This is a genomic window from Bradyrhizobium sp. USDA 4011, assembly GCF_054063415.1.
In genome coordinates, this window is record NZ_JBSSGG010000001.1 from 3,272,590 (window position 1) to 3,297,355 (window position 24,766).

The 24,766-nt window shown below is 64.7% G+C and carries 25 protein-coding genes, 2 pseudogenes and 1 riboswitch; of the genes and pseudogenes, 11 read left to right on the forward strand and 16 right to left on the reverse strand.

Translation table 11 applies throughout. From position 1 onward, the window contains the following. Positions 1-151: 151 nt before the first annotated feature. From cysD to ACVW1C_RS15310, 3 genes are all read left to right on the forward strand, one after another. Entirely contained in the window at positions 152-946 is a 795-nt protein-coding gene (gene cysD, locus ACVW1C_RS15300) for a sulfate adenylyltransferase subunit CysD (RefSeq protein ID WP_207834927.1), read from the forward strand. 49 nt (positions 947-995) lie between these two features. Beyond that, the gene (cysC, locus tag ACVW1C_RS15305) at positions 996-2,915 is read left to right on the forward strand and encodes an adenylyl-sulfate kinase (protein ID WP_456759133.1); all 1,920 of its coding nucleotides are present in this window, start codon (positions 996-998) and stop codon (positions 2,913-2,915) included. Between the two features lie 144 nt (positions 2,916-3,059). Then, complete coding sequence (locus tag ACVW1C_RS15310; protein ID WP_456759134.1) at positions 3,060-5,222, forward strand: malate synthase G; 2,163 nt, start codon at positions 3,060-3,062, stop codon at positions 5,220-5,222. 597 nt (positions 5,223-5,819) lie between these two features. Here ACVW1C_RS15310 and ACVW1C_RS15315 read toward each other — a convergent pair. From ACVW1C_RS15315 to ACVW1C_RS15325, 3 genes and pseudogenes are all read right to left on the reverse strand, one after another. Then, positions 5,820-5,975 carry a Thivi_2564 family membrane protein gene (locus ACVW1C_RS15315; RefSeq protein ID WP_061880958.1) on the reverse strand — a complete coding sequence of 52 codons (156 nt, stop codon included), beginning with the start codon at positions 5,973-5,975 and terminating at the stop codon, positions 5,820-5,822. A 284-nt stretch (positions 5,976-6,259) separates the two neighbouring features. After that, positions 6,260-6,715 (reverse strand): annotated as a pseudogene (locus ACVW1C_RS15320) (DUF2865 domain-containing protein); the annotation flags it as partial. A gap of 125 nt (positions 6,716-6,840) precedes the next feature. After that, complete coding sequence (locus tag ACVW1C_RS15325; protein ID WP_456759135.1) at positions 6,841-7,683, reverse strand: L,D-transpeptidase; 843 nt, start codon at positions 7,681-7,683, stop codon at positions 6,841-6,843. Positions 7,684-7,893: 210 nt separating this feature from the next. Between ACVW1C_RS15325 and ACVW1C_RS15330 the strand changes: the two genes are divergently transcribed. The 3 genes from ACVW1C_RS15330 (at position 7,894) to ACVW1C_RS15340 (ending at position 10,022) form a co-directional block, all read left to right on the forward strand. Further along, entirely contained in the window at positions 7,894-9,006 is a 1,113-nt protein-coding gene (locus ACVW1C_RS15330) for an AI-2E family transporter (protein ID WP_456759136.1), read from the forward strand. A 76-nt stretch (positions 9,007-9,082) separates the two neighbouring features. Further along, entirely contained in the window at positions 9,083-9,454 is a 372-nt protein-coding gene (locus ACVW1C_RS15335) for a DUF883 family protein (protein ID WP_456759137.1), read from the forward strand. A 118-nt stretch (positions 9,455-9,572) separates the two neighbouring features. Then, a complete protein-coding gene (locus tag ACVW1C_RS15340; protein WP_456759138.1) occupies positions 9,573-10,022 on the forward strand; it encodes a hypothetical protein in 450 nt (149 codons plus the stop codon). Positions 10,023-10,207: 185 nt separating this feature from the next. Here ACVW1C_RS15340 and ACVW1C_RS15345 read toward each other — a convergent pair whose 3' ends face one another. The 7 genes and pseudogenes from ACVW1C_RS15345 to ACVW1C_RS15375 all read right to left on the reverse strand — a co-directional run bounded on the left by ACVW1C_RS15345 (position 10,208) and on the right by ACVW1C_RS15375 (position 14,758). Continuing rightward, the gene (locus ACVW1C_RS15345) at positions 10,208-10,600 is read right to left on the reverse strand and encodes a hypothetical protein (RefSeq protein ID WP_456759139.1); all 393 of its coding nucleotides are present in this window, start codon (positions 10,598-10,600) and stop codon (positions 10,208-10,210) included. Positions 10,601-11,239: 639 nt separating this feature from the next. Continuing rightward, the gene (locus tag ACVW1C_RS15350; RefSeq protein ID WP_456759140.1) at positions 11,240-11,419 is read right to left on the reverse strand and encodes a hypothetical protein; all 180 of its coding nucleotides are present in this window, start codon (positions 11,417-11,419) and stop codon (positions 11,240-11,242) included. An 83-nt stretch (positions 11,420-11,502) separates the two neighbouring features. Beyond that, entirely contained in the window at positions 11,503-12,429 is a 927-nt protein-coding gene (locus tag ACVW1C_RS15355) for a DMT family transporter (protein ID WP_456759141.1), read from the reverse strand. A 76-nt stretch (positions 12,430-12,505) separates the two neighbouring features. Further along, positions 12,506-13,186 carry a transglutaminase-like domain-containing protein gene (locus ACVW1C_RS15360; protein WP_456759142.1) on the reverse strand — a complete coding sequence of 227 codons (681 nt, stop codon included), beginning with the start codon at positions 13,184-13,186 and terminating at the stop codon, positions 12,506-12,508. Positions 13,187-13,257: 71 nt separating this feature from the next. Next, a complete protein-coding gene (locus ACVW1C_RS15365) occupies positions 13,258-13,479 on the reverse strand; it encodes a hypothetical protein (protein ID WP_092118943.1) in 222 nt (73 codons plus the stop codon). A gap of 345 nt (positions 13,480-13,824) precedes the next feature. Then, positions 13,825-14,196, reverse strand: a pseudogene (crcB, locus tag ACVW1C_RS15370) (fluoride efflux transporter CrcB); the annotation flags it as partial. A gap of 242 nt (positions 14,197-14,438) precedes the next feature. Next, positions 14,439-14,499, reverse strand: a riboswitch (Fluoride riboswitch). A 64-nt stretch (positions 14,500-14,563) separates the two neighbouring features. Beyond that, positions 14,564-14,758 (reverse strand): hypothetical protein, encoded by a 195-nt coding sequence (locus tag ACVW1C_RS15375; protein WP_456759143.1) that lies wholly within the window; start codon positions 14,756-14,758, stop codon positions 14,564-14,566. A gap of 321 nt (positions 14,759-15,079) precedes the next feature. On the opposite strand from ACVW1C_RS15375, the gene ACVW1C_RS15380 reads away from it, so the two are divergent. Next, positions 15,080-15,322 carry a hypothetical protein gene (locus ACVW1C_RS15380; RefSeq protein WP_092118949.1) on the forward strand — a complete coding sequence of 81 codons (243 nt, stop codon included), beginning with the start codon at positions 15,080-15,082 and terminating at the stop codon, positions 15,320-15,322. A gap of 25 nt (positions 15,323-15,347) precedes the next feature. On the opposite strand, the gene ACVW1C_RS15385 is transcribed toward ACVW1C_RS15380, so the two are convergent. From ACVW1C_RS15385 to ACVW1C_RS15395, 3 genes are all read right to left on the reverse strand, one after another. Beyond that, positions 15,348-15,488 (reverse strand): hypothetical protein, encoded by a 141-nt coding sequence (locus ACVW1C_RS15385; RefSeq protein WP_456759144.1) that lies wholly within the window; start codon positions 15,486-15,488, stop codon positions 15,348-15,350. 57 nt (positions 15,489-15,545) lie between these two features. Next, positions 15,546-15,716, reverse strand: a complete 171-nt coding sequence (locus ACVW1C_RS15390; RefSeq protein ID WP_456759145.1) for a hypothetical protein — start codon at positions 15,714-15,716, stop codon at positions 15,546-15,548. A 167-nt stretch (positions 15,717-15,883) separates the two neighbouring features. Continuing rightward, positions 15,884-16,609 (reverse strand): TetR/AcrR family transcriptional regulator, encoded by a 726-nt coding sequence (locus tag ACVW1C_RS15395; protein ID WP_456759146.1) that lies wholly within the window; start codon positions 16,607-16,609, stop codon positions 15,884-15,886. A 113-nt stretch (positions 16,610-16,722) separates the two neighbouring features. Here ACVW1C_RS15395 and ACVW1C_RS15400 point away from each other — a divergent pair, with 113 nt between their 5' ends. Further along, a complete protein-coding gene (locus tag ACVW1C_RS15400; RefSeq protein ID WP_456759147.1) occupies positions 16,723-17,934 on the forward strand; it encodes a cytochrome P450 in 1,212 nt (403 codons plus the stop codon). A 93-nt stretch (positions 17,935-18,027) separates the two neighbouring features. Here ACVW1C_RS15400 and ACVW1C_RS15405 read toward each other — a convergent pair whose 3' ends face one another. Continuing rightward, entirely contained in the window at positions 18,028-18,840 is an 813-nt protein-coding gene (locus tag ACVW1C_RS15405) for a response regulator (RefSeq protein WP_016847263.1), read from the reverse strand. A 266-nt stretch (positions 18,841-19,106) separates the two neighbouring features. On the opposite strand from ACVW1C_RS15405, the gene ACVW1C_RS15410 reads away from it, so the two are divergent. Together ACVW1C_RS15410 and ACVW1C_RS15415 are read left to right on the forward strand one after the other, a co-directional pair. After that, entirely contained in the window at positions 19,107-19,310 is a 204-nt protein-coding gene (locus ACVW1C_RS15410) for a NepR family anti-sigma factor (RefSeq protein WP_018269610.1), read from the forward strand. Then, positions 19,310-19,858: a sigma-70 family RNA polymerase sigma factor gene (locus tag ACVW1C_RS15415; protein ID WP_016847265.1), complete on the forward strand. Its 549-nt coding sequence runs from the start codon at positions 19,310-19,312 to the stop codon at positions 19,856-19,858. Before ACVW1C_RS15410 ends, ACVW1C_RS15415 begins: the two co-directional genes overlap by 1 nt. A gap of 255 nt (positions 19,859-20,113) precedes the next feature. Here ACVW1C_RS15415 and ACVW1C_RS15420 read toward each other — a convergent pair whose 3' ends face one another. After that, on the reverse strand, positions 20,114-23,023 hold the full coding sequence (locus ACVW1C_RS15420; protein ID WP_456759148.1) for an EAL domain-containing protein: 2,910 nt from the start codon (positions 23,021-23,023) through the stop codon (positions 20,114-20,116). Positions 23,024-23,238: 215 nt separating this feature from the next. Between ACVW1C_RS15420 and ACVW1C_RS15425 the strand changes: the two genes are divergently transcribed. Further along, positions 23,239-23,604, forward strand: coding sequence for a methylamine utilization protein (locus tag ACVW1C_RS15425; protein WP_456759149.1), 366 nt, complete (start codon positions 23,239-23,241; stop codon positions 23,602-23,604). A 20-nt stretch (positions 23,605-23,624) separates the two neighbouring features. Here ACVW1C_RS15425 and ACVW1C_RS15430 read toward each other — a convergent pair whose 3' ends face one another. Beyond that, positions 23,625-24,608 (reverse strand): hypothetical protein, encoded by a 984-nt coding sequence (locus ACVW1C_RS15430; protein WP_456759150.1) that lies wholly within the window; start codon positions 24,606-24,608, stop codon positions 23,625-23,627. Between the last annotated feature and the right edge of the window lie 158 nt (positions 24,609-24,766).

A 24,766-nucleotide genomic window follows, 5' to 3' on the forward strand; every position in this document is an offset into this window, starting at 1 on the left:
GCAACGCAACTTTAGAATTTTCCACTCCACAGGCCAAGGCGAAGAGATGCATCTTCTCGACAACGAATCCGCCGCTGCCGGAACGCGGTCCGCAGCCCTTCGCAGTGCATCTTCCGTGCCGGGGATTCCTGCCAATCAGGCCCCCCCGTCCATGGATCATCTCGATGAGCTGGAGGCCCAGAGCATCTATATTTTGCGCGAGGCGTTCGCCCGGCTGAAGAAGCTCGCGCTGCTGTGGTCGCTCGGCAAGGACTCCAACGTGATGATCTGGCTGGCGCGCAAGGCGTTCTTCGGCCGGGTCCCATTCCCGGCGCTGCATGTCGACACCGGCAAGAAGTTTCCGGAGATGTATGCGTTCCGCGACCGCTTCGGAAAGGAATGGGATCTCGATCTGCGCGTCGAGCCCTGCCCGCCGATCGACAGCGTCGACCCGACCCTGCCGCCGGCCGCGCGCTCCGCCGCACGCAAGACCGAGGGTTTGAAGCTCGCGCTCAATAAATTCGGCTTTGACGGATTGATCGCCGGCATCCGCCGCGACGAAGAGGCGACGCGCGCCAAGGAGCGCGTGTTCTCGCCGCGCGGCCTCGAAGGCGAATGGGACGTGCGCGACCAGCCGCCGGAATTCTGGGACCACTTCAACGCCTCGCCGCCGCAAGGCGCACACTTACGCATCCATCCGATCCTGCATTGGACCGAAGCCGACATCTGGGCCTACACCAAGCGCGAAGGCATTCCGATCATCCCGCTCTATCTCGCCAAGGACGGCAAGCGCTATCGCTCGCTGGGGGATCAGGACATCACCAACCCGGTGGCTTCGACCGCATCCAGCATCGATGAAATCCTGGATGAGCTCGATAACACCAAGATCCCGGAGCGCGCCGGCCGAGCACTCGATCACGAAACCGAGGATGCGTTCGAGCGACTGCGTGTCGCCGGCTATCTCTGATCAACTGGCTTCTCAACATTTTGGCTTCCCACTTCGCGCGAGCGTTCCGATGAACATGATCCTTCCCACTGCCTCGATCTCGGCAACGCCTAACGGCACGACGCGGCCGCAGGTGCGAATCGTCATCGTCGGCCATGTCGATCACGGCAAGTCGACGCTGGTCGGGCGCCTGCTGCATGAGACCGGCAGCCTGCCGGACGGCAAGCTGGAGATGCTGAAGGCGGTCAGCGCGCGGCGCGGCATGCCGTTCGAATGGTCGTTCCTGCTCGACGCGCTGCAGACCGAGCGCGACCAGGGCATCACCATCGACACCACCCAGATCCGCTTCCGCACCCGCTCGCGCGACGTCGTGCTGATCGACGCACCCGGCCATGCAGAGTTTTTGCGCAACATGATCACCGGCGCCTCGCAGGCCGACGGCGCGGTGCTGATCATCGACGCGCTCGAAGGCGTCCGCTCGCAGACGCGGCGGCACGGCTATCTCCTGCATCTGCTCGGCGTGAAGCAGGTTGCGGTCGTCGTCAACAAGATGGACCGGGTCGATTTCAGTGCCGATCGCTTCAAGGAGATCAGCGAGGAGATTTCCGCGCATCTGATCGGCCTCGGCGTGACGCCGACCGCGGTGGTCCCGATCTCCGCGCGCGACGGCGACGGCGTTGCCGAACACACGCCGCGGATCGGATGGTACAAGGGACCGACCGTGGTCGAGGCGCTCGATGCGCTCGAGCCGGCACCGCCGCTGGCGGAGCTGCCGCTGCGGCTGCCGGTGCAGGCGATCTACAAGTTCGACGACCGCCGCATCGTTGCGGGCCGCATCGAGTCCGGCAGCCTGAAGGCCGGCGACGAGATCGTCATCATGCCCACGGGCAAGATCGCGAAGATCAAGACGGTCGAGAGCTGGCCGGTGACGCCGGTGCACGGCGCGCAGGGCGCCGGGCGCTCGGTCGGCATCACGCTCGACCGCGAGCTGTTCCTCGAGCGCGGCGACATCATTGGACATGGCGGGCAGAGCCCGCGCGACACCCGCCGCATCCGCGCGCGGATCTTCTGGCTGCACGACAAGCCGCTGACCAAGGGCGAGCAGATCCTGATCCGGCTCGGCACCAAGGAAAGCCGCGCCACCGTGGTCGCGATCGAAAAGGCGATCGATCCCGGCGCGCTGTCCAACGAAGAGAACAGCGCGATCGCGCGCAACCATGTCGGCGAGATCGACATTTCGCTGGCGCAGCCGGTCGCGACCGACCCTTACACCGACAATCCGCGCACCGGCCGCCTCGTGATCGAGGTCAGCGGGCGCATCGCCGGCGGCGGCCTCGTGCTGTCGGTCGATGCCGGCCGGCCTGCGGTGCCGATCGACATCGTGCCGGTGGAGTCGGCGCTGCGGCCGGACGAGCGCTCGGCGCGCTACCACCACAATGGCGCGGTGATCTGGCTGACCGGCCTGCCCGGCTCGGGCAAGTCGACTTTGGCGCGCGCGCTGGAGCGACGGCTGTTCAGCAATGGCGGCTCGCCGATCCTGCTCGATGGCGACACCTTCCGCGCCGGACTGAACAGCGACCTCGGCTTCTCGCCGCAGGATCGCACCGAGAACATCCGCCGCCTCGCCGAGGTCGCGACCCATCTGGCGCGCAACGGCCATATCGCCATCGTCGCCGCGGTCTCGCCGGCGGCCGCCGACCGCGCGGCAGCCCGCCGCATCGCCGACAGCGCTTTCCGCGAGGTCTATGTCGCCACGCCTGCCGAGGTCTGCGAGACCCGCGACCCCAAAGGCCACTACGCCAAGGCGCGCTCGGGTGGATTGCCGTCGTTTACCGGCATCACCAATGACTACCAGCCGCCGACCGGCAACGAACTGACCATCGACACCTCGAACCGCTCAGTCAGCGATGCCACCGACGCGATCGAGCGGATGCTGGCCACGACCGGCATCCTGTTCGACGAACTGACCGACCTCGCGGCGAATATCTAGGCGGCGCGGCCTCCTCGTCTGGGGGGCCTTCTCAGAACCGTGGCTTTAGGGCAAAAAGGGCGTGAACGCCGCCTTTGGCGCGTTTTTTGCTGATTTCTTTCGAAAACAGCCCCTAAACGCCCCATTTCTTTGAGAAAGCCCATCATGACTCGTGTCGATGCCCATGGATTGAAGATCGCCCCTGTCCTGTTCGATTTCATCGCCAAGGAGGCGACGCCGAAAACCGGGATCGCGCCTGACGCGTTCTGGGCAGGACTCGCCGCCATCATCCAGAAGCTCGGCCCCAAGAACCGCGAGCTGCTCGCGGTCCGCGACACCTTGCAGGCCAAGATCGACGACTGGCACCGGGCCAACAAGGGCAAGGCGTTCGACATCAACGCCTACACCGCGTTCCTCAAGGACATCGGCTATTTGCTGCCCGAGCCCGCGACCCACAAGGTCGAGACTGCCAACGTCGATGAGGAGATCGGCAAGATCTGCGGCCCGCAGCTCGTGGTGCCGCTCACCAACGCCCGCTACGCGTTGAACGCCGCCAACGCGCGCTGGGGTTCGCTGTACGACGCCTTCTACGGCACCGACGCGATCCCGCATGATCCGAGCGAGGCCGGCCGTGGTTACAACAAGGCCCGCGGCGACAAGGTGATCGCGAAGGCGAAGGCGTTCCTCGACGCCGCCGTGCCGCTCGCGACCGGAAGCCACACCGACGTGATCTCCTACGGCGTGATCGCGGGCCAGCTGTCGGTCAAGCTGAAGAGCGGCAATTCGACCGCGCTGAAGAACGCCGCCCAGTTCGCCGGCTATCTGGGCGACGCCGCCCAGCCTTCCGCGATCCTGCTCGTCAACAACGGCATGCATGTCGAGATCAAGATCGACCGCAGCAACATCATCGGCAAGGATGATCCGGCCGGCGTCGCCGACATGATCCTGGAGTCGGCGGTTTCGACCATTCTCGACATGGAAGACTCGGTCGCCGCCGTCGACGCCGAGGACAAGGTGCTGGTCTACCGCAACACGCTCGGCCTGATGAACGGAACGCTGTCGGCCGATTTCGAGAAGGGCGGCAAGACGCTGACGCGTTCGCTCAATGCCGACCGCGTCTACAAGAAGCCCGACGGCGGCGAGCTGAAGCTGCACGGCCGCAGCCTGCTCCTGATGCGCAATGTCGGCCACCACATGTTCACCGACGCGGTGCTCGACGCCAACGGCGAGGAGATCCCGGAAGGCCTGCTGGACGCTGCGGTCGCCGGCCTGCTCGCGATCCACGACCTCAAGGGCAATTCGAAGGTCAGGAACAGCCGCACCGGCTCGGCCTATATCGTCAAGCCGAAGATGCACGGCCCCGACGAGGTGACGCTGACCTGCGACCTGTTCGCCGAGGTCGAGAAGATGCTCGGCCTGCCGGAGAACACGCTGAAGGTCGGCATCATGGACGAGGAGCGCCGCACCACGGTCAACCTCAAGGCCTGCATCCAGCGCGCCTCCAAGCGCATCATGTTCATCAACACCGGCTTCCTCGACCGCACCGGCGACGAGATCCACACCTCGATGGAAGCGGGTCCGATGATCCGCAAGAACGACATGAAGGCGCAGCCGTGGATCAAGGCCTATGAGGACTGGAACGTCGACAACGGCCTGATCGACGGCCTGCCCGGCCATGCCCAGATCGGCAAGGGCATGTGGGCGGCGCCCGACAAGATGGCCGACATGCTGGCGCAGAAGATCGGCCATCCGCAGGCCGGCGCCACCACTGCCTGGGTGCCGTCGCCGACCGCGGCCACGCTGCACGCCCTGCACTATCACCAGGTCAACGTGATCGCCCGCCAGCAGGAGCTCGCCAAGGGCGGGCCGCGTGCAAAACTCTCCGACATCCTCACCATTCCGGTGTCGCAGTCGAACTGGGCGCCCGACGACGTGAAGCAGGAGATCGACAACAACTGCCAGGGCATCCTCGGCTACGTCGTGCGTTGGATCGACCAGGGCGTCGGCTGCTCCAAGGTGCCCGACATCCACGATGTCGGCCTGATGGAAGACCGCGCGACGCTGCGCATCTCGAGCCAGCATCTGGCGAACTGGCTGCATCAGGGCGTCATCACCAGGGATCAGGTGATGGAGTCGCTGAAGCGCATGGCCGTCGTCGTCGACAAGCAGAACGCCGGCGATCCCCTGTACAAGCCGATGGCGCCGGCGTTCGACGGCGTCGCCTTCAAGGCGGCCTGCGACCTCATCTTCGAGGGACGTACGCAGCCGAACGGCTACACCGAATACATCCTCACCGCGCGCCGCCGCGAGGCCAAGGCCGCGGGCTGATCCGCGAGCGATCGCAACCACAAGCAAAAGCCCCGGCGATGAGCCGGGGCTTTTTTGTGGCGCCGCGAGCGAGGCAAGAATAGCCGGATGCGATCGTCTGCCGTCGCGGGGGCGCACTGCCAAAATATCGAAAACAACCCCATGCAAAGGAGCCGGCGACTGCCGGCGGGCACCGCAACTTGACTCGTCGGGCAAATCAGCTGTATTTTTCTATTATCCAGAAATCGCGCAGACGCGCTGTGGCATGTGGGAAAGCCCTCCGTCGCGACGCCCGCCGCTGAGTCCGCAGCCCTTCCAACCCGTCGTCCCTGCGAAAGCAGGGACCCATACGCTGCGGCGGACCTTGTTGCAGGGACTCGTCGTTCCAGCATCGGCCAACAATTGGCAGTTGTGGTTATGGGTCCCTGCTTTCGCAGGGACGACGATGAGGATGGCTCCCGATTCAGGGCGTTACACGCGGTGTTATCACCCGCGCAGCCTTCTTGTTGACTATGCCCTGCTGCATCGACGTTGTTGCGAGGAGTGAAGCGACGAAGCAATCCATTGCTCCACTCGCGCGGTGAGATGGATTGCTTCGCTGCACTCGCAATGACGAAGCTAGAAGACCGCGAGATATTTCAGCAGCGAGACGATGCCGATGATGATGACGACAACACGCGCGATCTGCTTGGCGCGGCCATCGAGCGGCAGCATGTTGATGAGATAAAGAACCAGAATAACGACAAGGAAAGTGACGAGTACGCCGACGAGCATGCGGGGCCCCCTGATGGCATCGGTGAATGTGCTGTTCGCCCGTTGCTAACGTGCGATGAGGAATCCGGTTCCGGACCAAGGAACCGAAAGCGGCGGCCTCGCGTGAGCGACGCTATTCGCGCGCCAGCACCGGCGCGCTGATACTTGGCGCGGATGCGATCCGGCGCCGGTGTGAAGTTGAGAGATGCCCCGCGCCGGTCCGGGCGGCCGACCGACATCAGCCCGTCCTTGCCGGCGACGATGTCGCCCTTGCGCAAGGTCGGATCGTCCTCGATCTTCACCGCGGCGAGCCCGACAGGGTCCTTGCCGTTGCAGGTGCAGCCCGAAACGATCTCGTCGCGATAGCGGAATGCGTTCGGCAGCTCGGAATACGGCTTGCCGTCTTCGGTCGCGGCGTTGTCGATATTGCCGCCATAGACCACTTCGGTCGCGCTCGCCGGGCAGAAGCTGTTGCAGCTCTCAGCCTTGCTCTGGTTGCCGGTCGCAGCCAGCGGGAAATAGCGGCCGTCGCAGGTGCGCACGCAATAGGCCTGGCCGGCGTCATAGCGCGCGCGACGCTCGGCCCGCGGCACGGGCGCCGGGCCGTCATCGAACGGCACCCGGATAACTGGCGGGCGGCCCTGCATGAAGCCGCCGAACAGTTGCGAGAAGAAATCCTGGGCTTGTGCCGCGGGCGCAAGGGACAGGCCGAGCACTGCCGCCGTCCCGAACGCCCACCGCCTCGCGTGCCGCCTTGCCATCACCGACCCTCAGTACGATGCAGATCCCTGAAGCCCCATTCCGATTGAATCGGAACGCGGCTCTAGATTCTTGTTCTGACGCGCTTTCTTCACGCGAACCGGTATCCACTTCGCTCGAAAACGCTCTAGTACAACGAAGAAGTCGCCGGGATGTTCAACGCCTGACGGCCGGACGGCAGCGTCATCACCGCGGGGCGTGGCTGCACCGGAGCCGGCCGGACCGAGATCTGCGTCGCGGTCGGACCGAGCTCGCGGGCGGCGATATGCGGCCCGTTCTTCGGCAAAACCACGACCTTGCTGCCGACATTGACCCGATTGAACAGGTCGGTGACGTCTTCGTTGGTCAGGCGGATGCAGCCCGACGACACGAACTTGCCGATCGTCGACGGATCGTTGGTGCCGTGGATGCGGTACTCGCTGGAGCCGAGATACATCGCGCGGGCACCGAGCGGATTGCCGGGGCCGCCGGCCATGAAGCGCGGCAGATAGGGTTGGCGCTTGATCATCTCGGCCGGCGGATGCCAGTCCGGCCATTCCGCCTTGTTGCTGATGGTCTGGGTGCCCGCCCAGGTGAAGCCTTCGCGGCCGACGCCGACGCCGTAGCGGATCGCGCGGCCGCCGCCGAGCACGTAATAGAGCGCGGTATTGCCGGTATCGATAATGATGGTGCCGGGCGCCTCGGACGTGTTGAGCGCGACGGTGGTGCGGCGCAGCCGCTCCGGCAGTGCACCGTCCTCGGTGGTCACGGCCGAAGGGTCGCTCATCACCTCGTCCGAGGGGAATCCGCCCGGCTGCGTCGACGCATAGCCGAGCGCGGACGAGCGGACCTGAGAGCTGACTTGCGCGCTGGCCGAGCTGGCGACAACGAACGGCGTCACGAGCAGGACGCTGGCGAAGGCAAAAGTGCGGACATGAGTGCGCGCGGCGCGCGACGCAAGCCGGCGGCTGGAGAGAGACTGCTGTGTCATGTGCTGCCCCTGGACGGGATGCGCATCATGGTGATGCGATGAACACCCAACGCGCGTAACCATCAGACAGTTCCGCTGCGAATGGTCGCAAAGTCGCGATTGTCAACCCGCCATCTCTCACGAGAGCGCGATGGAACCTTTGCCGGGACAAGGCGGTTGTCGTGCGCAATTTGACGCGAAATTCATTTGTCCCCATTCGGGAGGAGTCTGGTGCGCGCCTTTCCGGGTGAACGTATGCTTGGCAATGCGACCGAAGGCACGCCCGTCCCCGATAGCAAAGCCGAAACGCCGCCGGTGATCAACCGCGCCGAGGTCGTCGCCTTCGCGCTGGTTGCGCTGCTGGTGATCGCGGTGGTGGCGGTGCTCTATCTGGCACGGGCCGTCTTCCTTCCGATCACCATGGCCTTCATCGTCGGCACCATGCTGTCGCCGGCGGCGAGCCTGCTCGAGCGCTACCGTATCCCGCGCGCGCTCGGCGCGGTGCTGATCGTGATCGCAGTCGGCGCCGCCGTCAGCTTCATGGTCGGACTGATCGCCTCGCCTGTGATGGACTGGAGCTCGCGGCTGCCCGAGCTCGGCGCGATCCTGAGGGAGAAGCTGCATGTGTTCGACCGGCCGCTCGCACTATGGCAGCAACTGCAGAGCATGGTCGGCGGCTCCGATACGCTGGCAACGCTCCAGCTGCCGAAATTCGAATGGGTGCAGCCGACGCTGGAATTCCTGTCACCGACCTTCGCCGAATTCCTGCTGTTCATCGCTACCCTGATCCTGTTCATCGCGAGCTGGAAGGATCTGCGCCGCGGGTTGGTGATGACCTTCAGCGACCGCGCGGCGCGGCTGCGCACGCTGCGAATCCTCAACGAGCTCGAGACCCATCTCGGCAACTATCTGCTGACGGTGACGATGATCAATGCCGGCGTCGGCATCGTCACCGGCGCGATCTGCGCGGCGACGGGCATGCCCAACGCGGCCGGGCTCGGCGCGCTCGCCGCGACGCTGAACTTCATTCCGATCATCGGCCCGGTCGCGATGTTTGTGGTGCTGGTTGTGGTCGGCATCATCTCCTCGCCGACCATTGGCGCCGGGCTGCTCGCGCCGGCGTGCTTTGCCGTCGTGACCTTCATGGAAGGGCATTTCGTGACGCCGACGATCGTCGGCCGCCGGCTGTCGCTGAATGCGCTCGCGGTCTTTCTCGCGCTCGCGTTCTGGACCTGGCTGTGGGGTCCGATGGGCGCCTTCCTGTCGTCGCCGCTGCTGATCGTGGCATTGATCGTCAAGGAGCATTTGATGCCGGTCAATTCGCCGCAGCTGCCGGAGGACTAGCCTTGGTTTCGCATCTGGAACCTTGCGAGCTGCAAAGCGTTTTTCTCCGAACACGCACGTTCTCCGGGAGCTTTCGATGTCGAGCACGGACAGCGCATTTGGGATCAGGAACATGACGGACAAAGCGACTTACGAACGCCTCGAAAGGGATGTCACCGCCGTGAAGAACGATATCGCTGCCCTCACCGAACAGATCACCGACGCGCTTAACTCGTTTGCCAACAACGCAGGCAAGCAGGCCCGCACCCGCTACAAGGATGTGCGAGCCAACGCGGAAGCGACGCTCGACGACATGTCGGAGCGCGGCAGCGCGATGATGGGCGCGGCGCAGGATGCCGCCTCCTCGATCGAGGAATCGCTGGAAGAGGTGATCACGCAGCGGCCGCTGGCGACCGTCGGCCTTGCGCTCGGCCTCGGCTTTTTGATCGGCGTCACCTGGCGGCGCTAGGTCATGCACAAGCCACCGTTCTGGACGCGATGGCGGCGCTGGCGCGCCGCCACCTCGTTTGTCGATGCGCTTTTCAAGGCAAGGTTCAAGGCAAGGCTTCTCAGGACAAGGCTGGTCAATGCTTCAGCGGCTGATCGATGACATCAAGCAATCCACCGGCAGCGCGCTGCGGCTGACTTCGCTTGCGGCCGCCGCCGCGATCGCGCTGTTCATCACCATCGCCTTCCTGTGCGCGGCCGCCTTCGTCTATGTGCTGCAGCACTATGGTCCGGTGGAGGCGTGCCTGTCCGGCGCCGCGGTGTTCCTTGTCGTCACGCTGATCGCCATCGGCGTCTACAGGGCCCGCAAGCGCGAGATGCAGAGGCGTGCCGAGGAGGCGGCAAGGGCCGCGAAGTCGGCCGCAGCGACAATGCTCGCCGACCCCGCACTGATCGCCACCGGCCTGCAGATCGTGCGAGCCATCGGCGTGAAGCGGCTGATCCCGATCCTCGCGGTCGGCGGTCTCGCGCTCGGCCTGATGGCAAGCCGCAGCGCCGCCGGCAGCAGCGAGCCGGACGAAGAGGAATAGCTCTCGCGGCCAGCCACCAACAGGCACTGCCGTCATCGCCCGCCACCGGGTCGCGCGAACGCGCGCCCGATGACTGGCTCCGGCGGGGGCTCCAGTTCGCCGTGGCGCATCGGCTAACTACGGCTGTCTCTGAATACTGGATCGCCCGGTCAACAAGCCGGGCGATGACACTGTTCAAGGGCTGCTCAGGTCACGCAGCGGCCGGGCTGCAGCAGCTTGGCCACTTCGGTCAGGACGCTGACCACGGGCTCACAAGCGACCTTGCGGGTGTCGCCGGGCCGCGCCCGCGCAGGGGCTGCGGGGCGATTGCGGGCCTCTTCCCGCGCCACGGGAACACGAACCAGGACCGACGTATCGGGAAGCCGATCAACCTTCAGCGCGACGGTCCGGCTCGGCAGGCCGGTCATCGGAACTGCGGCACGATCGGTCTTGGCGGCGCGATTGACCGCGCTCTCCGGCGCCAATTGGGTGGTGACCTGCTGTCCGCCAATGAGATCGTGGCCGGACGCCAACTGGACCGCGCCAAGCGTCAACCCAGCCGCCAACGCAGCGAAAATTCCCTTGTGAATCTTTGACATGGTGATGTCCCTCGCCCCATGGAAATTCCCGTTGGCGATCACGGACACAACGCGAGTGAAACCTGTGGGGTTCTCGCGTCCGGCCATCACTTAACCGTGTACGAAAAAATTCTGGTTCGCGCGGAACGAGTCCGGGGGTCTGCGAGTCATTGGAGGAGCCGGTTATTCCCCCTGCCCCATTGACCGGCGACGTAGGGCGCGACCGTGGTGATGCCGGTCGCGCCCTGCTCTTTTTTCCGCTGTGCCGCGAATGTTGCGTCAGCCAGCCTGTCGCTCAGCCGTCGCAATTGGAGCCCGGCGCTGAAGGAGCGGTCCTTCCGCCAAGCGAGAGGACTGTCTGCATCAGGCATTATCGTTTGGTGGCATGTCCTGGGATCGAACGACCGTCACTTCACGGCAGGACGCGCAACGACCGACATGAAACTTGATTCCAGTCGTCTGGTCGTCGACGAGCATCAATTCGCTCAAGGGCTCGCCGCATTTGCAAGTGACCGTTTTCTTATCGGAAAAATACATCTGAGATACTCCATGAGCCTGGAGATTTCATCGCGTCATTCGGGCGAACTTGCTTGCGCTCGCCCCCTCGCTTCCGCTCCTTCTCGGTCCGGGAAATCCGATGGTTGGTGTGGCTCTCGGCGCTTACTTCTTGGCGGGTGGCTCACGTGATTCCGCGGCTTCACGTGCCTGCCGCTCGGCCTTGAGGCGGTGGAAGTTGTTGTAGAACGCCTTCTCATGGGCGAGATGCTCCTTCATCGCCTGCGACGCGTCCTGCTGACGCTGCTCGTTACGAATCTTGCGCTGCTGGGGAGTAAGATTCATACGACCTCCGACTAAGCTATTGAATCAATGCTGGATTCAACGCACGAGGCTGGAAAAGGTTGCACCCCCTTAAGGAGCTGGATCTATTTGCGCAGGCTCGCCCAGACGCCGCCGAGGATCAGCAAGCCGCCAACCAGATGGATCAGCTTCGGCGGCTCGCCAAGGATGATCCAGGACAACAGTGCGCTTGCGATCGGCGCGACGTAGAGCACCAGCGACGTCCGTACCGAGCCGAACCTTGCGCCGAGCCAGGCGAAGCCGGCATAGGCGATCAGGCCCGGGACGAGGCCGGCGAACACATAGGCCTCGAACGCGCGGGCGTTGAAGACCGCAACCGGCGTCGTCCACATCTCCTGGAGAGCCGGCGGCAGCGAGCACAGCGCGCCGGCCGCCGAGAACAGGCTGACCCGCGCCAGCAGCGAGGCGCGCGGCGCGACGCGCGATTGCACCAGCGTGTAGCCGGACCAGCCGAGCATAGCGCACACCACCAACAGATCGCCCCAGGCCGCGCTCGATTGCGTCAGCGTTTCCAGATGCCCGCCCGAGACGATCAAAAGCGCACCGGCGAGCGCCAGCGCCGTGCCGAGCCATTGCAGCGGACCGATCTGCTCGATGCCCAGCGCGGCCGAAATCAGCAGCACCATGATCGGCGACAGCGCGAAGATCAGTGCGATATGGATCGCGGTGGTGGTGATGCCGGCGACGTAGACCGGGCCGCCGCACAGGAACATGCCGAGGAAGCCCGCGGCGAGGATCGGCCAAAAACTCTGCGCCAGCGGGATCTTGCCGTCCCGGAACGCCGCGATCGCGAACGGCGCGAGGCCGATGGCGATGATGCTCCAGCGGAAGAAGGCCAGCGAGAACGGCGGCACCGAGCCGGCCAGGCCGCGCGCCAGCACCTGATTGGAGGCCTGCCCGACCGCGACCAGGATGAACCCGGTCAGCGCGACCGCGTCTTCCCAGCCCGTGGCCGGGCGGCCGACCTGACCTTTCGGCAGCTCCGCATCCATGACACCGCCCCCTCAGCCGGCGCACGTTCAGCCAGGACGGCATCCGACAGCGCACCACGTTCGCAGCGCGCTCGCGCTATTGCTCCGCCGCCTCGCGCTCCATGTCGCGGCCGGACATGTCCTCGCCCTGCATGTTGGCGTATTCGCGCGCCATCTCGCGCATCAGGAATTTGGCCGGGACGTCGTGATAGGTGCCGTGGTCGTTGACGTACTGCATGTAGGCGCGCCCCGCGCCGTCGAACGGGTGCAGCAGCGCATCCGAATGGCCGTCGAAATCGAGCGGCTTGACGCCGAGCTTGGCGCACAGCGTGTCGTTGAAGGTCGGGGTCGCCTTGCGCCAGGCGCCATCGACGAACACTTCGGTGAAGCCGTGCCAGGTGAACAGGTCCGAGCCCATGCTCTGGCGCAACTTCTCGGTGGTGAGATGGTTGCGGACGTCGGCGAAGCCGACCCGGGCCGGGATGCCATGGACCCGGCAGGCCGCGGCATAGAGCGCCGCCTTACCGACGCAGTAGCCATTGCCGGCGGCGAGCACGCTGGAGGCCCGGTAGCTCTCGGGCGAGCGCATGCTGACATAGGGATTGTAGCGGATGCCGTCGCGCACCGCGGTGTAGAGCCGGCTCGCTATGTCGCGGGTGCCGGCGCCGGCCGCCACGGCGGCGCGGGCGAACGCCTCGACGGCGGGATGGTCGCTGTCGACATATTCGCCTGGGTCGGTGTAGAGGCGGCTGATCGTGTCGGGAAGGTGCTCGGTCATGGCGCAACCTTAGCAAGCCATGTGCGCAGTTCAATGCAGCAGGTGCAGCCCTTCTTGCAGCCCTGCCCCGCTTAGTTCCTGAAGCGTTCGTCCCACTGCGGCGGCCGGTAGCTGCGCCGCTTCGCCTTGAAATATTCGCGTGCGAAATGGATGCCGATCCCGATCAGGAACGGCGGCGCGAGCGCGGCGGCGATCATCAGCGCGGTGATCGACTTCGGCGTCAGGATGTCCAGCACCATCGACGCCAGCAGCCATAGCGTGGCAGCAATCACCGCGACGTCGACATGCTTCATTCCGCAGTCTTTCCTTGGTCCCTGACCACGATCCGGGTTCCATCCTACCGGCTGGCCCCGGGCGCGCCAAGGATTCCGGCGGCAGACGATACCTCCAGCCCTTCACTTTTTTGGAACGGCGCCCACGCGGGCCAGACGACGAACCCGCGCGCCGGCCGCCATCCTGCTGATTAGCGCTTAGAGAGATTGGCATATCCGTTCGTGTATTGGCCCCGTCATCCTGAGGCGCGAGCGCAGCGAGCCTCGAAGGATCGACGGCCACCAGCCGAGCCGTGCATCCTTCGAGACGCGCGTTCCGCGCTCCTCAGGATGACGGGAAGGGCGGGCGCGTAGCTGACAATTAACTCGCACCAGCAGCAGGCCGGCGAACAGCGCGAGGATCGAGAGCGCAACGGAGGCCGCGATGTAGGCAGCGGCCGGCCAAAGCTCGCCCCGCAGCATCAGCGCGATCGCATCGAGCGAAAGGGTCGAGAAGGTGGTGAAGCCGCCGCAGATGCCGACCGTGAGAAACACCCGCACCGCCTGGTTGACATTCCAGGTCAGCGCGAAGGACTCCGCGAAGACGCCGATCAGCAACGAGCCCACGATATTGATCACCAGCGTGCCCCATGGAAATCCGGTGCCGACCAGGCGCCCCGCGCCGATCGCCACCAGATAGCGCGCGACCGATCCCAGCGAACCGCCGATCGCGACCGCCGCCAACAACTGAACGTTCAAGATTCTGCCTTTCCGCCCCGCCACTCGGCGACGCCTGTCACAAGCCCAACAACGATGGTCGCGCCGACCAGCTCGCCAGGGGCGCCGGCCAATGGGGCGACGACACCGACGAGCCAGATCGACCCGACCAGCGACAATGCGATTGAGAGTGAGCTGGGAAGACCCGTCATGCTCTGCCCCTTCTCATTCGCGGGGCACGCGCTGCGGATCGGTGGTGGCGCATGCTCCTACCGACGCTGTCGCGCCCGGCAGGAGTCATCAGCCTTGCGGCGGTTATCGGGGGACTCCATCCCCATCAACGCGGGGATGGTAGGCGAGCGCAGCAGCGGGAGCACGTTGGGGCGTCCCGGCGCTGCCGGGTGTCGGCTCATTCGCTCATCGACAGCATCGCGTTCAGCTCGGCAGCTGTCCGCAGCTGCTCGATGCGCGCGGCAATCTGCTCGCGTTCGGCGCCGCTCGGCGCTTGCGCGAGCCGGCTCTCAAGCCGCAGGCGATGCTCTTCGAGCCGCTGCTCGAACGTATGGGGCTCAGATCGCTTCCGCTTCTGAATCGTCTTCTGCATCACTCACCCTTGGCGGTTGCAGACCGGGACTATTGGCCCAGCGGTCCAGTTGATCGATGACCCGTGCGTGGCTCGGGCGCCGCGGTTCCGGCGCTTCCGGCTCCTCGGATAGCTTTCGGGGTAGCTTGACGTGCTTGGTCATGGCGTCACTCCCGCCAGACAACGGAGGGGCAGCCGGATCGTTCCCTTAATCTTTCTTGTAAGTCATTGATTTTATTTGATTAACTTACTCAATCGACGCTATTATCTCAAGCTATGGAACCCACCGCGAATTGGTTCGTTTAGCAAATTACTCAACTAGCTAATTTTGGGCGATTTGCGATGAATGAGCTTCGCGCTGAACGTCTTCAAGTCATGCTTTCCCCCGAAGAATTATCGGCTCTCGACGATTTCCGCTTCAGGCACCGCATGCCGACACGTGCCGCGGCCGTGCGCGAGCTGCTCAGGCTCGGTCTGGCCGGCAACGGCGTCGATGGAGGGGCCGGGGTGAAGTCGAGCGAGTATGGGGTGTTTAACCGGGGGCCGGATGGGCACACCCAAGGGGACGCGCCGCAAGGGGAGTAACGGCGCGTTGCGCTGCCGCGGCGGTTCAGCCGGCGACGAAGAGTTCCACAATCGCCTTCAGCGTGCAGACCACAAGCGCCGAGGTGAACATCGCCGTACCGAGATCTGCGAGATAAAGCAGCTGCGCCTTCTGCTCCGCATCAAGCCGCGCGATCGCCTTGCGCATGGCCAAGCTCCCTTTTCAGGAGAACGCGTCCCGCGAACGTCGGTTCCTTGGGCGGCCTCAAAGCCCATCCAACATTGGTGAAGGAGGCGAACAACAGCCGCGGCAGCGCCTCGCGCGGCACCGCGACTGGCCGCGGGCCAGCGCCAGCGTGCCCAGGATCACCGCCGCGCAGGTCCCGGCCAGCCCGCGGGCGGACAACGGCGGCCATTGCTGCAGCAACAGCTTCATCAGCGGCCAGTTCAGGGCCCAGCCGAAGGCCGTCACCACCAGGCAGAGAAAGCCGATCGTTCGGTCGCGTTGCGTCTATCCATCGGCCGCGCTTAGCAGGCAGAGGCAGGCGATTCCACTTCGCAGCGCGCATGCCGCGTCGGCGTGCACCTTCGGATACCATTCCGTCAGGCAAAGGTGCCGATCGAGACCCGCGGCCAGCCCTCGCTTTTCCGCGCGGCGGCCAACTTGCTTGTCCAGGCATCGATCAGGCTTGCGATGAGGAGACGGCCGGTGCCGCGCATATCGGGCAGCTTCATGGTCGGCGTGCCGAGCGCGAGCGCGATCACGCCATGCACGGCCGCAAGCAGCGCGGTTGCGAGCCGCGGCGGCAGGCCGGACGCCGGCTCGGCGTCATGTGCCGCGAGATACTCCCGCACCGAGATCACGAACAGCTCGTAGCTGCGGCGGGCGATCTCGGTCTCGCCGAAATAGACGCCGTCGGGAAACCGGCGGTCCTCGGCCGTGCCGGACATCGAGAACAGCGAGCGGAAGTGATCGGGGTTGTCGGCCCAATAGTCGATATAGGTTTCCATCACCCGCCGCAGCCGCGCATCGCTGTCGGCCGTCTGCGCGCGGACCCATTCGAGCCGTTCGGCAACCGCCTTGAGATTCTGCTGCTTCACCGCGAGCAGCAGCAGCAGCTTGGTCGGATAATATTTGAGGACGGTGCCCTTCGAATAGCCGATCGCATCGGCAATCTTCTGGATCGAGACGGTCTCGAGCGTGCCGGCGGCGAACTCCTTGCGCGCGGTCTCGAGGATCAACGCCTTCAGCGCCTCCTTGTCGGCCTCCTGACGCGCCCTGCGCTGAAAGCGCCGCGCGCCCTTGCTAGATCGCTCCTCGATCGACATGGCCGTGTCCTAGAGCCTTTTCCGCTCCGATGGAATCGAAACGAGGCTCCCCCTTGCGATACCCCAGTTAATTGACTATGGTCAATTAACCGATCATGAAACGGGAGGATGCAATGAGCGCCCTTGCGAGCCCCCTCGCCGGTGAAATTGTCCGCAGCGATTTCGATCCGTTCAGCCCTGCGACGCGGGCCGATCCCTACGGCACCTACGCGGCGCTGCGTGCCGCGGCGCCGGTGGTTCGCCTGACCAAATACGACATCTGGGCGGTGCCGCGCTTTGCCGAGGTCAAGACGATCTTCGGAGACCATACCAATTTCAGCAACGCCGGCGGCGCCGGGCTTGCGAACCACTTCAAGGAAACGCCGTGGCGGCCGCCGAGCATCGTACTGGAAGCCGATCCGCCGCTGCATACGCGGACCCGCGCGGTGCTGGCGCGGATCCTCTCGCCCGGCGCGATGCGGCGGCTCGCGGATGATTTCAAGGCCACGGCGACGCGGCTGATCGACGCGCTGGTCGAGCGCGGATCGTTCGATGCGATCAAGGACATCGCGGAGGTGTTTCCGGTCAGCGTGTTTCCCGACGCGCTCGGCATCGACCAGGAGGGCCGTGAGAACTTCCTGACCTATGGCGCGATGGTGTTCGCCGGCTTCGGGCCCGAGAACGACTATTTTCGCGACCTGATGAAAGAGGCGCCGCGCGTGCTGCCCTGGGTGGCGGCGCGGTGCCGGCGCGAGGCGCTGCGGCCGGGCAGTTTTGGCGCGCAGGTCTACGAGGCGGCCGACACCGGCGAGATCAGCGCGGAGGAAGCTCCGCTGCTGGTGCGCTCGCTGCTCTCGGCCGGGCTCGACACCACGATCAGCGCGATCGGCATGGCGCTGTACACGCTCGCGCGCCATCCGGAGCAATGGGCATTGCTTGCAGCCGACCCGTCGCTGTCGCGCGCGGCGTTCGACGAGACTCTGCGCTTCGATTCACCGGCGCCGTTCGTATTCCGCACCACGCCGCATGACACCGAGATCGCAGGCGTTAAGATCGGCAAGCACGAGAAGGTGCTGCTGCTGCTCGCCTCCGCCAACCGCGACGCGACGCGCTGGGAGCACCCCGACCGGTTCGACATCAGACGGCGGCTGTCCGGACACATGGGCTTCGGCGTCGGCATCCACGGCTGTGTCGGGCAGATGGTGGCGCGGCTGGAGGCGGAGGCCGTGATCGCAGCGCTCGCGAGCCGCGTGAAGCAGTTCGACATTGCAGGTCCGACAGCCTTCCGCGACAGCTCGGGCCTGCGCGCGCTCAGCACGATGCCGGTGCACGTCGCCCGCAAGTAGCTTCAACATCGTGCGCCACGCAGCCTTGCTCAAGAAAAAGCCGGCGTACCTTTCGGCACACCGGCTTGCATTTTGCCTATGCGTAAGCTCAGCTCATGCCGACGCCGCGCGCGGCGTGCGGTTGCGCGAGTTGCGCTGGAAGAACAGCGCCTGGCTCGCCACCGCCGACACCATCGCCGGCTGGAACGGCTTCGAGATCAGGAACGCCGGCTCCGGCCGCTCGCCGGTCAGGAAGCGCTCGGGATAGGCCGTGATGAACACCACCGGCACCTCGAAGGTGCGCAGCAGCTCGTTGACCGCATCGAGGCCGGACGAGCCGTCGGCGAGCTGGATGTCGGCGAGGATGAGGCCGGGCTTCTTGTTCTTGGCGAGCGCCACCGCGTCGGAATGCGTGCGCGCGACGCCGATAACGTTGTGGCCGAGATTCTTCACCAGGCTCTCGAGGTCCATGGCGATGAAGGTCTCGTCCTCGATGATCAGGACATCGGTGGCGATCTCGGCGGCCATCTCGCGGCCGGCGGCATCGGTCAGCTTGCGCGTCTCGGCAATGTCGGTGCCGAGAATGTAGCCGACCTCCTCCTCCGAAAAGCCTTCCAGCGACAGCAGCAGGAAGGCCTGCCGAGGCAGCGGCGTGATGTTGGAGAGCCGGCGCTCCGGCGGCAACGAGAGCGTCGCCACGTCGGCATTGTCGTTGTTGTTCACCGACACCGAATTCCAGATCTGGGTGAACAGCCGAAACAGGCCGGCGCGCGGACCGTGGGTCTGGTCCAGCAATGATCCGTCCTGCAACAGGGCCTCGAGCATGGCCCCGACATAGGCGTCCCCGGACGCCTGGTTTCCGGTCAGTGCGCGCGCATAACGGCGCAGCAGCGGAAGGTGTTCGGCAACGATCTGTGATCGGGACATTCCCACTCCATCCTTGTTCGTGAGGCCAATCGGCCTGAAACCCGTACTCTGGGGCGGCGTACCATTTTGGGGCAACCCCGGTTCCCCTGCATGCCCGACTACGCGCGAGCGCTGAAAAAGTTCCACGAAATAGTTCCAGCGTTCCGGAACTTTCTGCGCAACTTTGCATTAGCTCCTGACCGACGAGGCAACGCGGCCAGCCTCTTTTTTCGAGGATTCGACTTGAAAATCAGAGACTTCACTCCCGGGGAAGCGTGGATCACATCATGAAGGAAGTAAAGAAGCAGGGCGGTCTCAACGCCGAGATTCAATCGAGAATCGGCCACCAGCTTCGCGCCATGTACGACGACGTGGTGCGGCAGGGGGTGCCCGACCGCTTTGCGGAGCTGATCCGCAAACTCGATGGGCCCGAGGCTGCCGCGGCGGCCGTCGCCGGGGGCGATACTGATAAGAACAATGGAGGGGACTAATGCCTCTCACGAATGAACTTCGCGACGACATCCTGGCGTCGGTCCCGAGCCTGCGCGCATTCGCGATCTCGCTGTCCGGTAATGGTGACCGTGCCGACGATCTGGTCCAGGAGACCCTGCTGCGCGCGATCGCCAATATCGACTCGTTCCAGCCCGGCTCGAACCTGCCCGCGTGGTTGTTCACCATCCTGCGCAACCTGTTTCGCTCCGACTACAGGAAGCGGCGGCGCGAGGTGGAGGATGCCGAGGGCAATTATGCCAAGACGCTGAAGAGCCAGCCGTCGCAGGCGGCGCATCTGGAGTTCGAGGAATTCCGCGCGGCGCTCGAAAAGCTGCCGCAGGACCAGCGCGAAGCGTTGATCCTGGTTGGTGCCTCCGGCTTCTCCTATGAGGATGCCGCGGCGATCTGCGGCTGCGCGGTCGGCACCATCAAGAGTCGCGTCAATCGCGCGCGATCGAAGCTCTCCGCGCTGCTCTATGTCGACAGCGCCGAGGATTTCGGCCCCGACAACACCGTGCGCGCCGTGATCGGCGGCAACGGCGGCTAGACAAGCGCGATGCTAGAACGGAAGGCGGCCCGATCGGGCCGCCTTTTCTTTTGCAAGGGATCTCGCGGGCCGTCGCTTCGGGCGTCGCACACGCAGCGATCCGCCTGGCATACGGGAGGGAATGAAAACGATCGAGTGCCCAGGCGCACCCTCGCGAATTCTGGACGGGTTGGGCTTTCGCCGGACCGGCGTCGTAACGGGTGACGATATCGGCGAGGCCTGGAGATGGATCCGCGCGGCTCCCGGCGCAACAGCCTAGCCCGCCATCGCCTGCTTGACGGCAGTCGGCTTGAAGCCGTTTCTCAGTTCGAGAATCTTGCCCGCGATCTCAGTCACCGGGACCGGATGACTGAACAGGAAGCCCTGAGCCTCGTTGCAGCCCTCGGCCCGCATGTAGTCCAGCTGCTCGATGGTCTCGATGCCTTCGGCGATCGTGGTCATGCCAAGGCTCCGGCCAAGGCTGATGACGGCGCGCACGATCGATTTCGATCCATGCGCCGCGGTCGCGTCGCCCACGAAGGATTTGTCGATCTTGAGCTTGTCGAACGGAAAACTGCGCAGATAGCTCAGCGACGAATAACCGGTGCCGAAATCGTCCAGCGCAATGCGCAATCCCAACGCCTTCAGCTTGTGCAGCGTTGCAAGCGTCTCGCTGCTGTTCGCGAGGAAGACGGACTCGGTGATTTCGAGCTCCAGCCGGCGCGGCGACAATTTTGACGCCGCCAGCGCGTTGACGACGACGTCGATGAAGTCGGGGTCGCGAAACTGGACCGCGGAGACGTTGACCGCGAGCTTCATCTCGCTGGGCCAGGTGACGGCCTGCTCGCAGGCGCGATTGAGCACCCATTCTCCCAACGGACCGATCAGGCCGATCTCTTCGGCGATCGGGATGAACTGGTCCGGCGCCACCAGTCCGCGCTTCGGGTGATGCCAGCGCAGCAGCGCCTCGAAGCCGCAGATGCGGTCGAGATGGAGATCGTAAAGCGGCTGGTAGTACAACGAGAACTCGTCCTTGGCCATCGCCTCGCGGAGATCGAGCTCGATCGCCCGCCGCCGCTGCAGGCTGGCGTCCATCGCTGGCTCGAAGAAGCGCCAGGTACCCCGGCCTTCCATCTTGGCACGGTACAAGGCGACGTCGGCGTTCTTCAGGAGCTTCTCTCCGGTGGTGCCGTCGACCGGCGACATCGAGATGCCGACGCTGCACCCGACCACGACGCGATGCCCGTTCAGCTCGTACGGAGCGCCGACGCACTCCACGATGCGGCGGGCGAGGCGCTCGGCCTCCTCTCCGGCCTGGACGCCACACTGGATGACCGCGAACTCGTCGCCGCCGAGACGCGCGACGGTGTCGACCTCGCGAACGCAGGCGTTGAGGCGGTCGGCGACCGCACACAGCAGTTCGTCGCCGACCGGATGTCCGAGCGTATCGTTGACCTGCTTGAAGTTATCGAGATCGAGGCAGAACACCGCGAAGCCGGATCCGCGGCCGACCTGAGCGACCGCCAGCTCGATCCGTTCGGCCAGCAACGTCCGGTTCGGCAGCCTGGTCAGGGCATCGTGCCGGGCCATGAACGCGATCTGCGACTCCGCCCGCTGCTGTTCGGTGACATCCTCGCAGGTGACGAGCCAGCCGCCGTCGGATGTCGGCCGTTGCGCGATGGCAATGATCCGTCCATCGCTGAGATGCTGCAGATAGTTGCCCTCGTGCTGGGCCATCGATCGCTCGCGTTCCGCCAGCAGGTCGGCGACGGTCTGGTCACCGTGATTGTCGGCGGCGACGCTGAGGCCGAGCACGTCCTCCATGGTCATACCGGGAACGACGAGCTCCGGTGAAATATCGAAGATCTCGCAGAACCGGCGGTTGGCGACCTGCAGCCGCGCCTCGCTGTTGTACAGGCACAATCCTTGCGACATGTGCGTGAGCGCCGCGTCGAGCCGCAGATTGGTTTCGTGCAGCTCGGCCTTCTGCTGCTTCAACGCGGAGATGTCGCTGTAGACGAGGACGACCCCGCCCTCCTGCGTCTCGCTGCGGCTGACACGCAGCCAGCGCCCGTCGGAAAGCTGCGCCTCGCTCGCGAAGCCATCGATGTCACCGTCGGCCGGCACCAGGCTGGGGGCATCGAGCCGATCCGACCGCAGAAGCTGCGGCGAGAGACGAATGAATTCGCTGGCGCGCGAGTTGGCCAGCGCGATCCGACCATCCGCGTCGAGCAGCACGACGCCTTCGCGCGACGTTTCGAGCGCATCGGAAAGCCGCGCCTGCGCCGAGCGGCGTTGCGAGACCTCCTGATCGACCATCCGCCTGATGTTGTCGCGCATGGTTTCCATGGCGGTCAGGAGCGTGCCTAGCTCGTCGGTGCCACCCTTGGGGACGGTCGCGTCGAGGTCGCCTCCGGCGATGCTCCGCGCAGCCCGCGATGCAATGGCGACAGGCCCGATGATCCGGCGCGCCAACAACCACGAGAACAGCGCCGACAGGAACAGCGCGACGGTCAGTCCGCCGACGTTGAGCTGCAGGTCCCGCTTGATCGTCGAGAGCGCCTTCTGCCTGAACAGAAAGCCGTCGCCGGCCGTATAGTTGACCAGCAGTTCAACCTGCTGGCTGACGGTCTTGGAGTAGCGATCGACGTCGCCGACCGTGGTGCCCGAGGACTGCGGATCAGCCGCCGGGATTCCCTCGAGCGAGGATCCGATCGCGCGGCGATGCAGCGCCATCCAGGCGTCGGCGGCTTCCTGAACCTTTGCCGCGGCTTGCGCGGCCCGCGAGGACTGCGAGCGGTCGGCAGCGATCGTCAGGTCTTCCGAAAGCGTCTTGGCGAGCTTTTCGATCTGGCTGTCGAGGCTGGCGCGAATTTCCGGATCCGTGGTCAGCAGACGCTGCGACGACGCCACCCGCATCGAAGCGAAGTCCGCACCGGCCGCGCGGGCGTAATTGATCGACATCAGGGATTCGTCGAACGTCTTGGCCACCAGATCGCCGGCATGGCGGATGCCAAGGATCGAGTATCCGCCCAGCGCAACCGCGACGGCGCTCATCGCGAGGCAGAAAATCAGAATCTGGGTGCGGATCGAACCCTTGGTCAGGGCAAGACGCGACAGGCCGCCGGTTGCGAACCGAATGGCTGCACCGGTCTTCATCTTGAGGTTGCCTAATAGGCTATCCATGCCCGCGTTTCGCCGTAGTGCTCGATGTTCAAGCCACGCAGAAACGCGCAGCGCTTGCGGAAAAATGACTGTCTGCTCAAAATTGCTTTAGTAGTGACTGGAACTGATGCTGAAATCGTTAAGATCAGCCGACGATAATCACCCTTACAGGTAAATGCGGGACGCATCATTTGCACGCTAGATTGGCAGGCGTCGGAATTCCAAGCGGGGGTCTCATGCAGTCAGGCTTGTTGCGCATCCTGCGCCTCGGCCGGTCCGGAGGCGTGCCTTTAGTGGCCGCGATTGTCACGGGAGCGCTAGCCGGCGCCGCTCTGGGTGCGGCTCCCTATGTCATCTCGCAGAAGGATCGCGAATTCAAGCCCGCGGAGATTTCGATCAAGCGCGGCGAGGTTTTACGATTCATTAACGATGACGGCGAACTGCTGCATCACGCTTATTTGAGCACCGATACGTTCAGTTTCGACTCGGGCGACCAGCAGCCGGGCAGCAAGTTCGACGTCACCTTTTCCGTGCCCGGCGACTACACCGTGTTGTGCGGCATCCATCCGAAGATGAAGCTTGCCGTCCACGTCGCCAAATAGTCCCCCTCGGGATCGACGATCTACAGGACCGAGGTCTTGAAGATCGCGGCGTGGCCGAAATAGTAGACGAACAGCGTCAGCGACAGCGCGGCACAGAGCGCAACCGGGGCAAGCCACGGCGCGCGACGATCGCGCGGCAATACCTTGTTGTCGGCAAGAACCGCAAACAGCACGGCGATGATGGCCGAGTGTCCGATGGTGTCGATCTTGCCGAATTCGAAGCACGCGCTGATGAACATCCCCGCCAGCACGGCGGCGGCGCAGCGCCGGATCAGCGGCGTCCAGATCAGGGCAAAGGCGAGCGCGAATTCCACCATGCCCGCGGCGCGCATGTAGAATTCGTTATCGAAGCCGAGGGTCATCCCGGCATGCTCGATCAGGAGCGGAAAGCTCCATTCCGGATAGGCCCATTTTTCGACCGAGGCCCACATCAGCGTCACCGCCGCGGCGTACCGCATCACGTCGATCGGACGGATTCCGAACAGGTCCTTGTTCAGCCCGATCAGCGCAAAATAGGCGGCAACGCCGAGAAAAATCGGGTAGTCGGCAAGATGGAAGACGCCGTAGTCGCGAACGCCGATGCCGAACAGGATCGCCATCCCCACGGCCGACAGCGGCAGCGTGCGCCGCGACAGCATGCCGGCGGCGATGGCGAGCTGCAACGCGCCCACGAGCGGTGACGACGTCTTCAACTCGGGCGTCAGCAGGATCCCGCCCACGGCCCAGATCGAGATGAAGAAGAATGCGCAGACCGCGCGCATCATCAGTTCGGTGTGCAGCCGAAGTCCCTCGGTGACGCGGTCCAGCACGCGAATGGTCGCATCGCCCAGCGATGTCGGCTCGATCAGGCAGCCCGCAAACAGCCAGAAGACGGCGACGCCGAGCAGCAGTTCAAAATCGAGGCAAAGGACATTCTCGAGTCCGCGCGGCTGACCGGCGACATCGTAAGCGCAAAACCATTTGACATGTGCCTCGGCACTGCGCGCGGCTGTGACGCAAAACAAGACCGCTGCAAGGCACGTCGCGAAAAAGGAGCGCACAGCCGACGCGGCATCTCGCTCCCGCCCACTAAACATTGAACCAACCGCCCACACACATACGCTTAAGGACTTGTTTAACTTATATCAAATTTTACGCTTTGCGCCTGCCTCGGACATCCGCT

What these genes read in the sequence shown, in the direction of transcription:
- cysD (WP_207834927.1), top strand. Translation starts at nt 152, where the DNA reads ATGGATCATCTCGATGAGCTGGAGGCCCAGAGCATCTATATTTTGCGC.
- ACVW1C_RS15380 (WP_092118949.1), top strand. Translation starts at nt 15,080, where the DNA reads ATGAATGAGCTTCGCGCTGAACGTCTTCAAGTCATGCTTTCCCCCGAA.
- ACVW1C_RS15325 (WP_456759135.1), bottom strand. Translation starts at nt 7,683, where the DNA reads ATGACACAGCAGTCTCTCTCCAGCCGCCGGCTTGCGTCGCGCGCCGCG.
- ACVW1C_RS15315 (WP_061880958.1), bottom strand. Translation starts at nt 5,975, where the DNA reads ATGCTCGTCGGCGTACTCGTCACTTTCCTTGTCGTTATTCTGGTTCTT.
- ACVW1C_RS15425 (WP_456759149.1), top strand. Translation starts at nt 23,239, where the DNA reads ATGCAGTCAGGCTTGTTGCGCATCCTGCGCCTCGGCCGGTCCGGAGGC.
- ACVW1C_RS15375 (WP_456759143.1), bottom strand. Translation starts at nt 14,758, where the DNA reads ATGCAGAAGACGATTCAGAAGCGGAAGCGATCTGAGCCCCATACGTTC.
- ACVW1C_RS15345 (WP_456759139.1), bottom strand. Translation starts at nt 10,600, where the DNA reads ATGTCAAAGATTCACAAGGGAATTTTCGCTGCGTTGGCGGCTGGGTTG.
- ACVW1C_RS15335 (WP_456759137.1), top strand. Translation starts at nt 9,083, where the DNA reads ATGTCGAGCACGGACAGCGCATTTGGGATCAGGAACATGACGGACAAA.
- ACVW1C_RS15360 (WP_456759142.1), bottom strand. Translation starts at nt 13,186, where the DNA reads ATGACCGAGCACCTTCCCGACACGATCAGCCGCCTCTACACCGACCCA.
- ACVW1C_RS15365 (WP_092118943.1), bottom strand. Translation starts at nt 13,479, where the DNA reads ATGAAGCATGTCGACGTCGCGGTGATTGCTGCCACGCTATGGCTGCTG.
- cysC (WP_456759133.1), top strand. Translation starts at nt 996, where the DNA reads ATGAACATGATCCTTCCCACTGCCTCGATCTCGGCAACGCCTAACGGC.
- ACVW1C_RS15310 (WP_456759134.1), top strand. Translation starts at nt 3,060, where the DNA reads ATGACTCGTGTCGATGCCCATGGATTGAAGATCGCCCCTGTCCTGTTC.
- ACVW1C_RS15340 (WP_456759138.1), top strand. Translation starts at nt 9,573, where the DNA reads ATGCTTCAGCGGCTGATCGATGACATCAAGCAATCCACCGGCAGCGCG.
- ACVW1C_RS15410 (WP_018269610.1), top strand. Translation starts at nt 19,107, where the DNA reads ATGAAGGAAGTAAAGAAGCAGGGCGGTCTCAACGCCGAGATTCAATCG.
- ACVW1C_RS15395 (WP_456759146.1), bottom strand. Translation starts at nt 16,609, where the DNA reads ATGTCGATCGAGGAGCGATCTAGCAAGGGCGCGCGGCGCTTTCAGCGC.
- ACVW1C_RS15355 (WP_456759141.1), bottom strand. Translation starts at nt 12,429, where the DNA reads ATGGATGCGGAGCTGCCGAAAGGTCAGGTCGGCCGCCCGGCCACGGGC.
- ACVW1C_RS15390 (WP_456759145.1), bottom strand. Translation starts at nt 15,716, where the DNA reads ATGAAGCTGTTGCTGCAGCAATGGCCGCCGTTGTCCGCCCGCGGGCTG.
- ACVW1C_RS15420 (WP_456759148.1), bottom strand. Translation starts at nt 23,023, where the DNA reads ATGGATAGCCTATTAGGCAACCTCAAGATGAAGACCGGTGCAGCCATT.
- ACVW1C_RS15405 (WP_016847263.1), bottom strand. Translation starts at nt 18,840, where the DNA reads ATGTCCCGATCACAGATCGTTGCCGAACACCTTCCGCTGCTGCGCCGT.
- ACVW1C_RS15350 (WP_456759140.1), bottom strand. Translation starts at nt 11,419, where the DNA reads ATGAATCTTACTCCCCAGCAGCGCAAGATTCGTAACGAGCAGCGTCAG.
- ACVW1C_RS15400 (WP_456759147.1), top strand. Translation starts at nt 16,723, where the DNA reads ATGAGCGCCCTTGCGAGCCCCCTCGCCGGTGAAATTGTCCGCAGCGAT.
- ACVW1C_RS15415 (WP_016847265.1), top strand. Translation starts at nt 19,310, where the DNA reads ATGCCTCTCACGAATGAACTTCGCGACGACATCCTGGCGTCGGTCCCG.
- ACVW1C_RS15385 (WP_456759144.1), bottom strand. Translation starts at nt 15,488, where the DNA reads ATGCGCAAGGCGATCGCGCGGCTTGATGCGGAGCAGAAGGCGCAGCTG.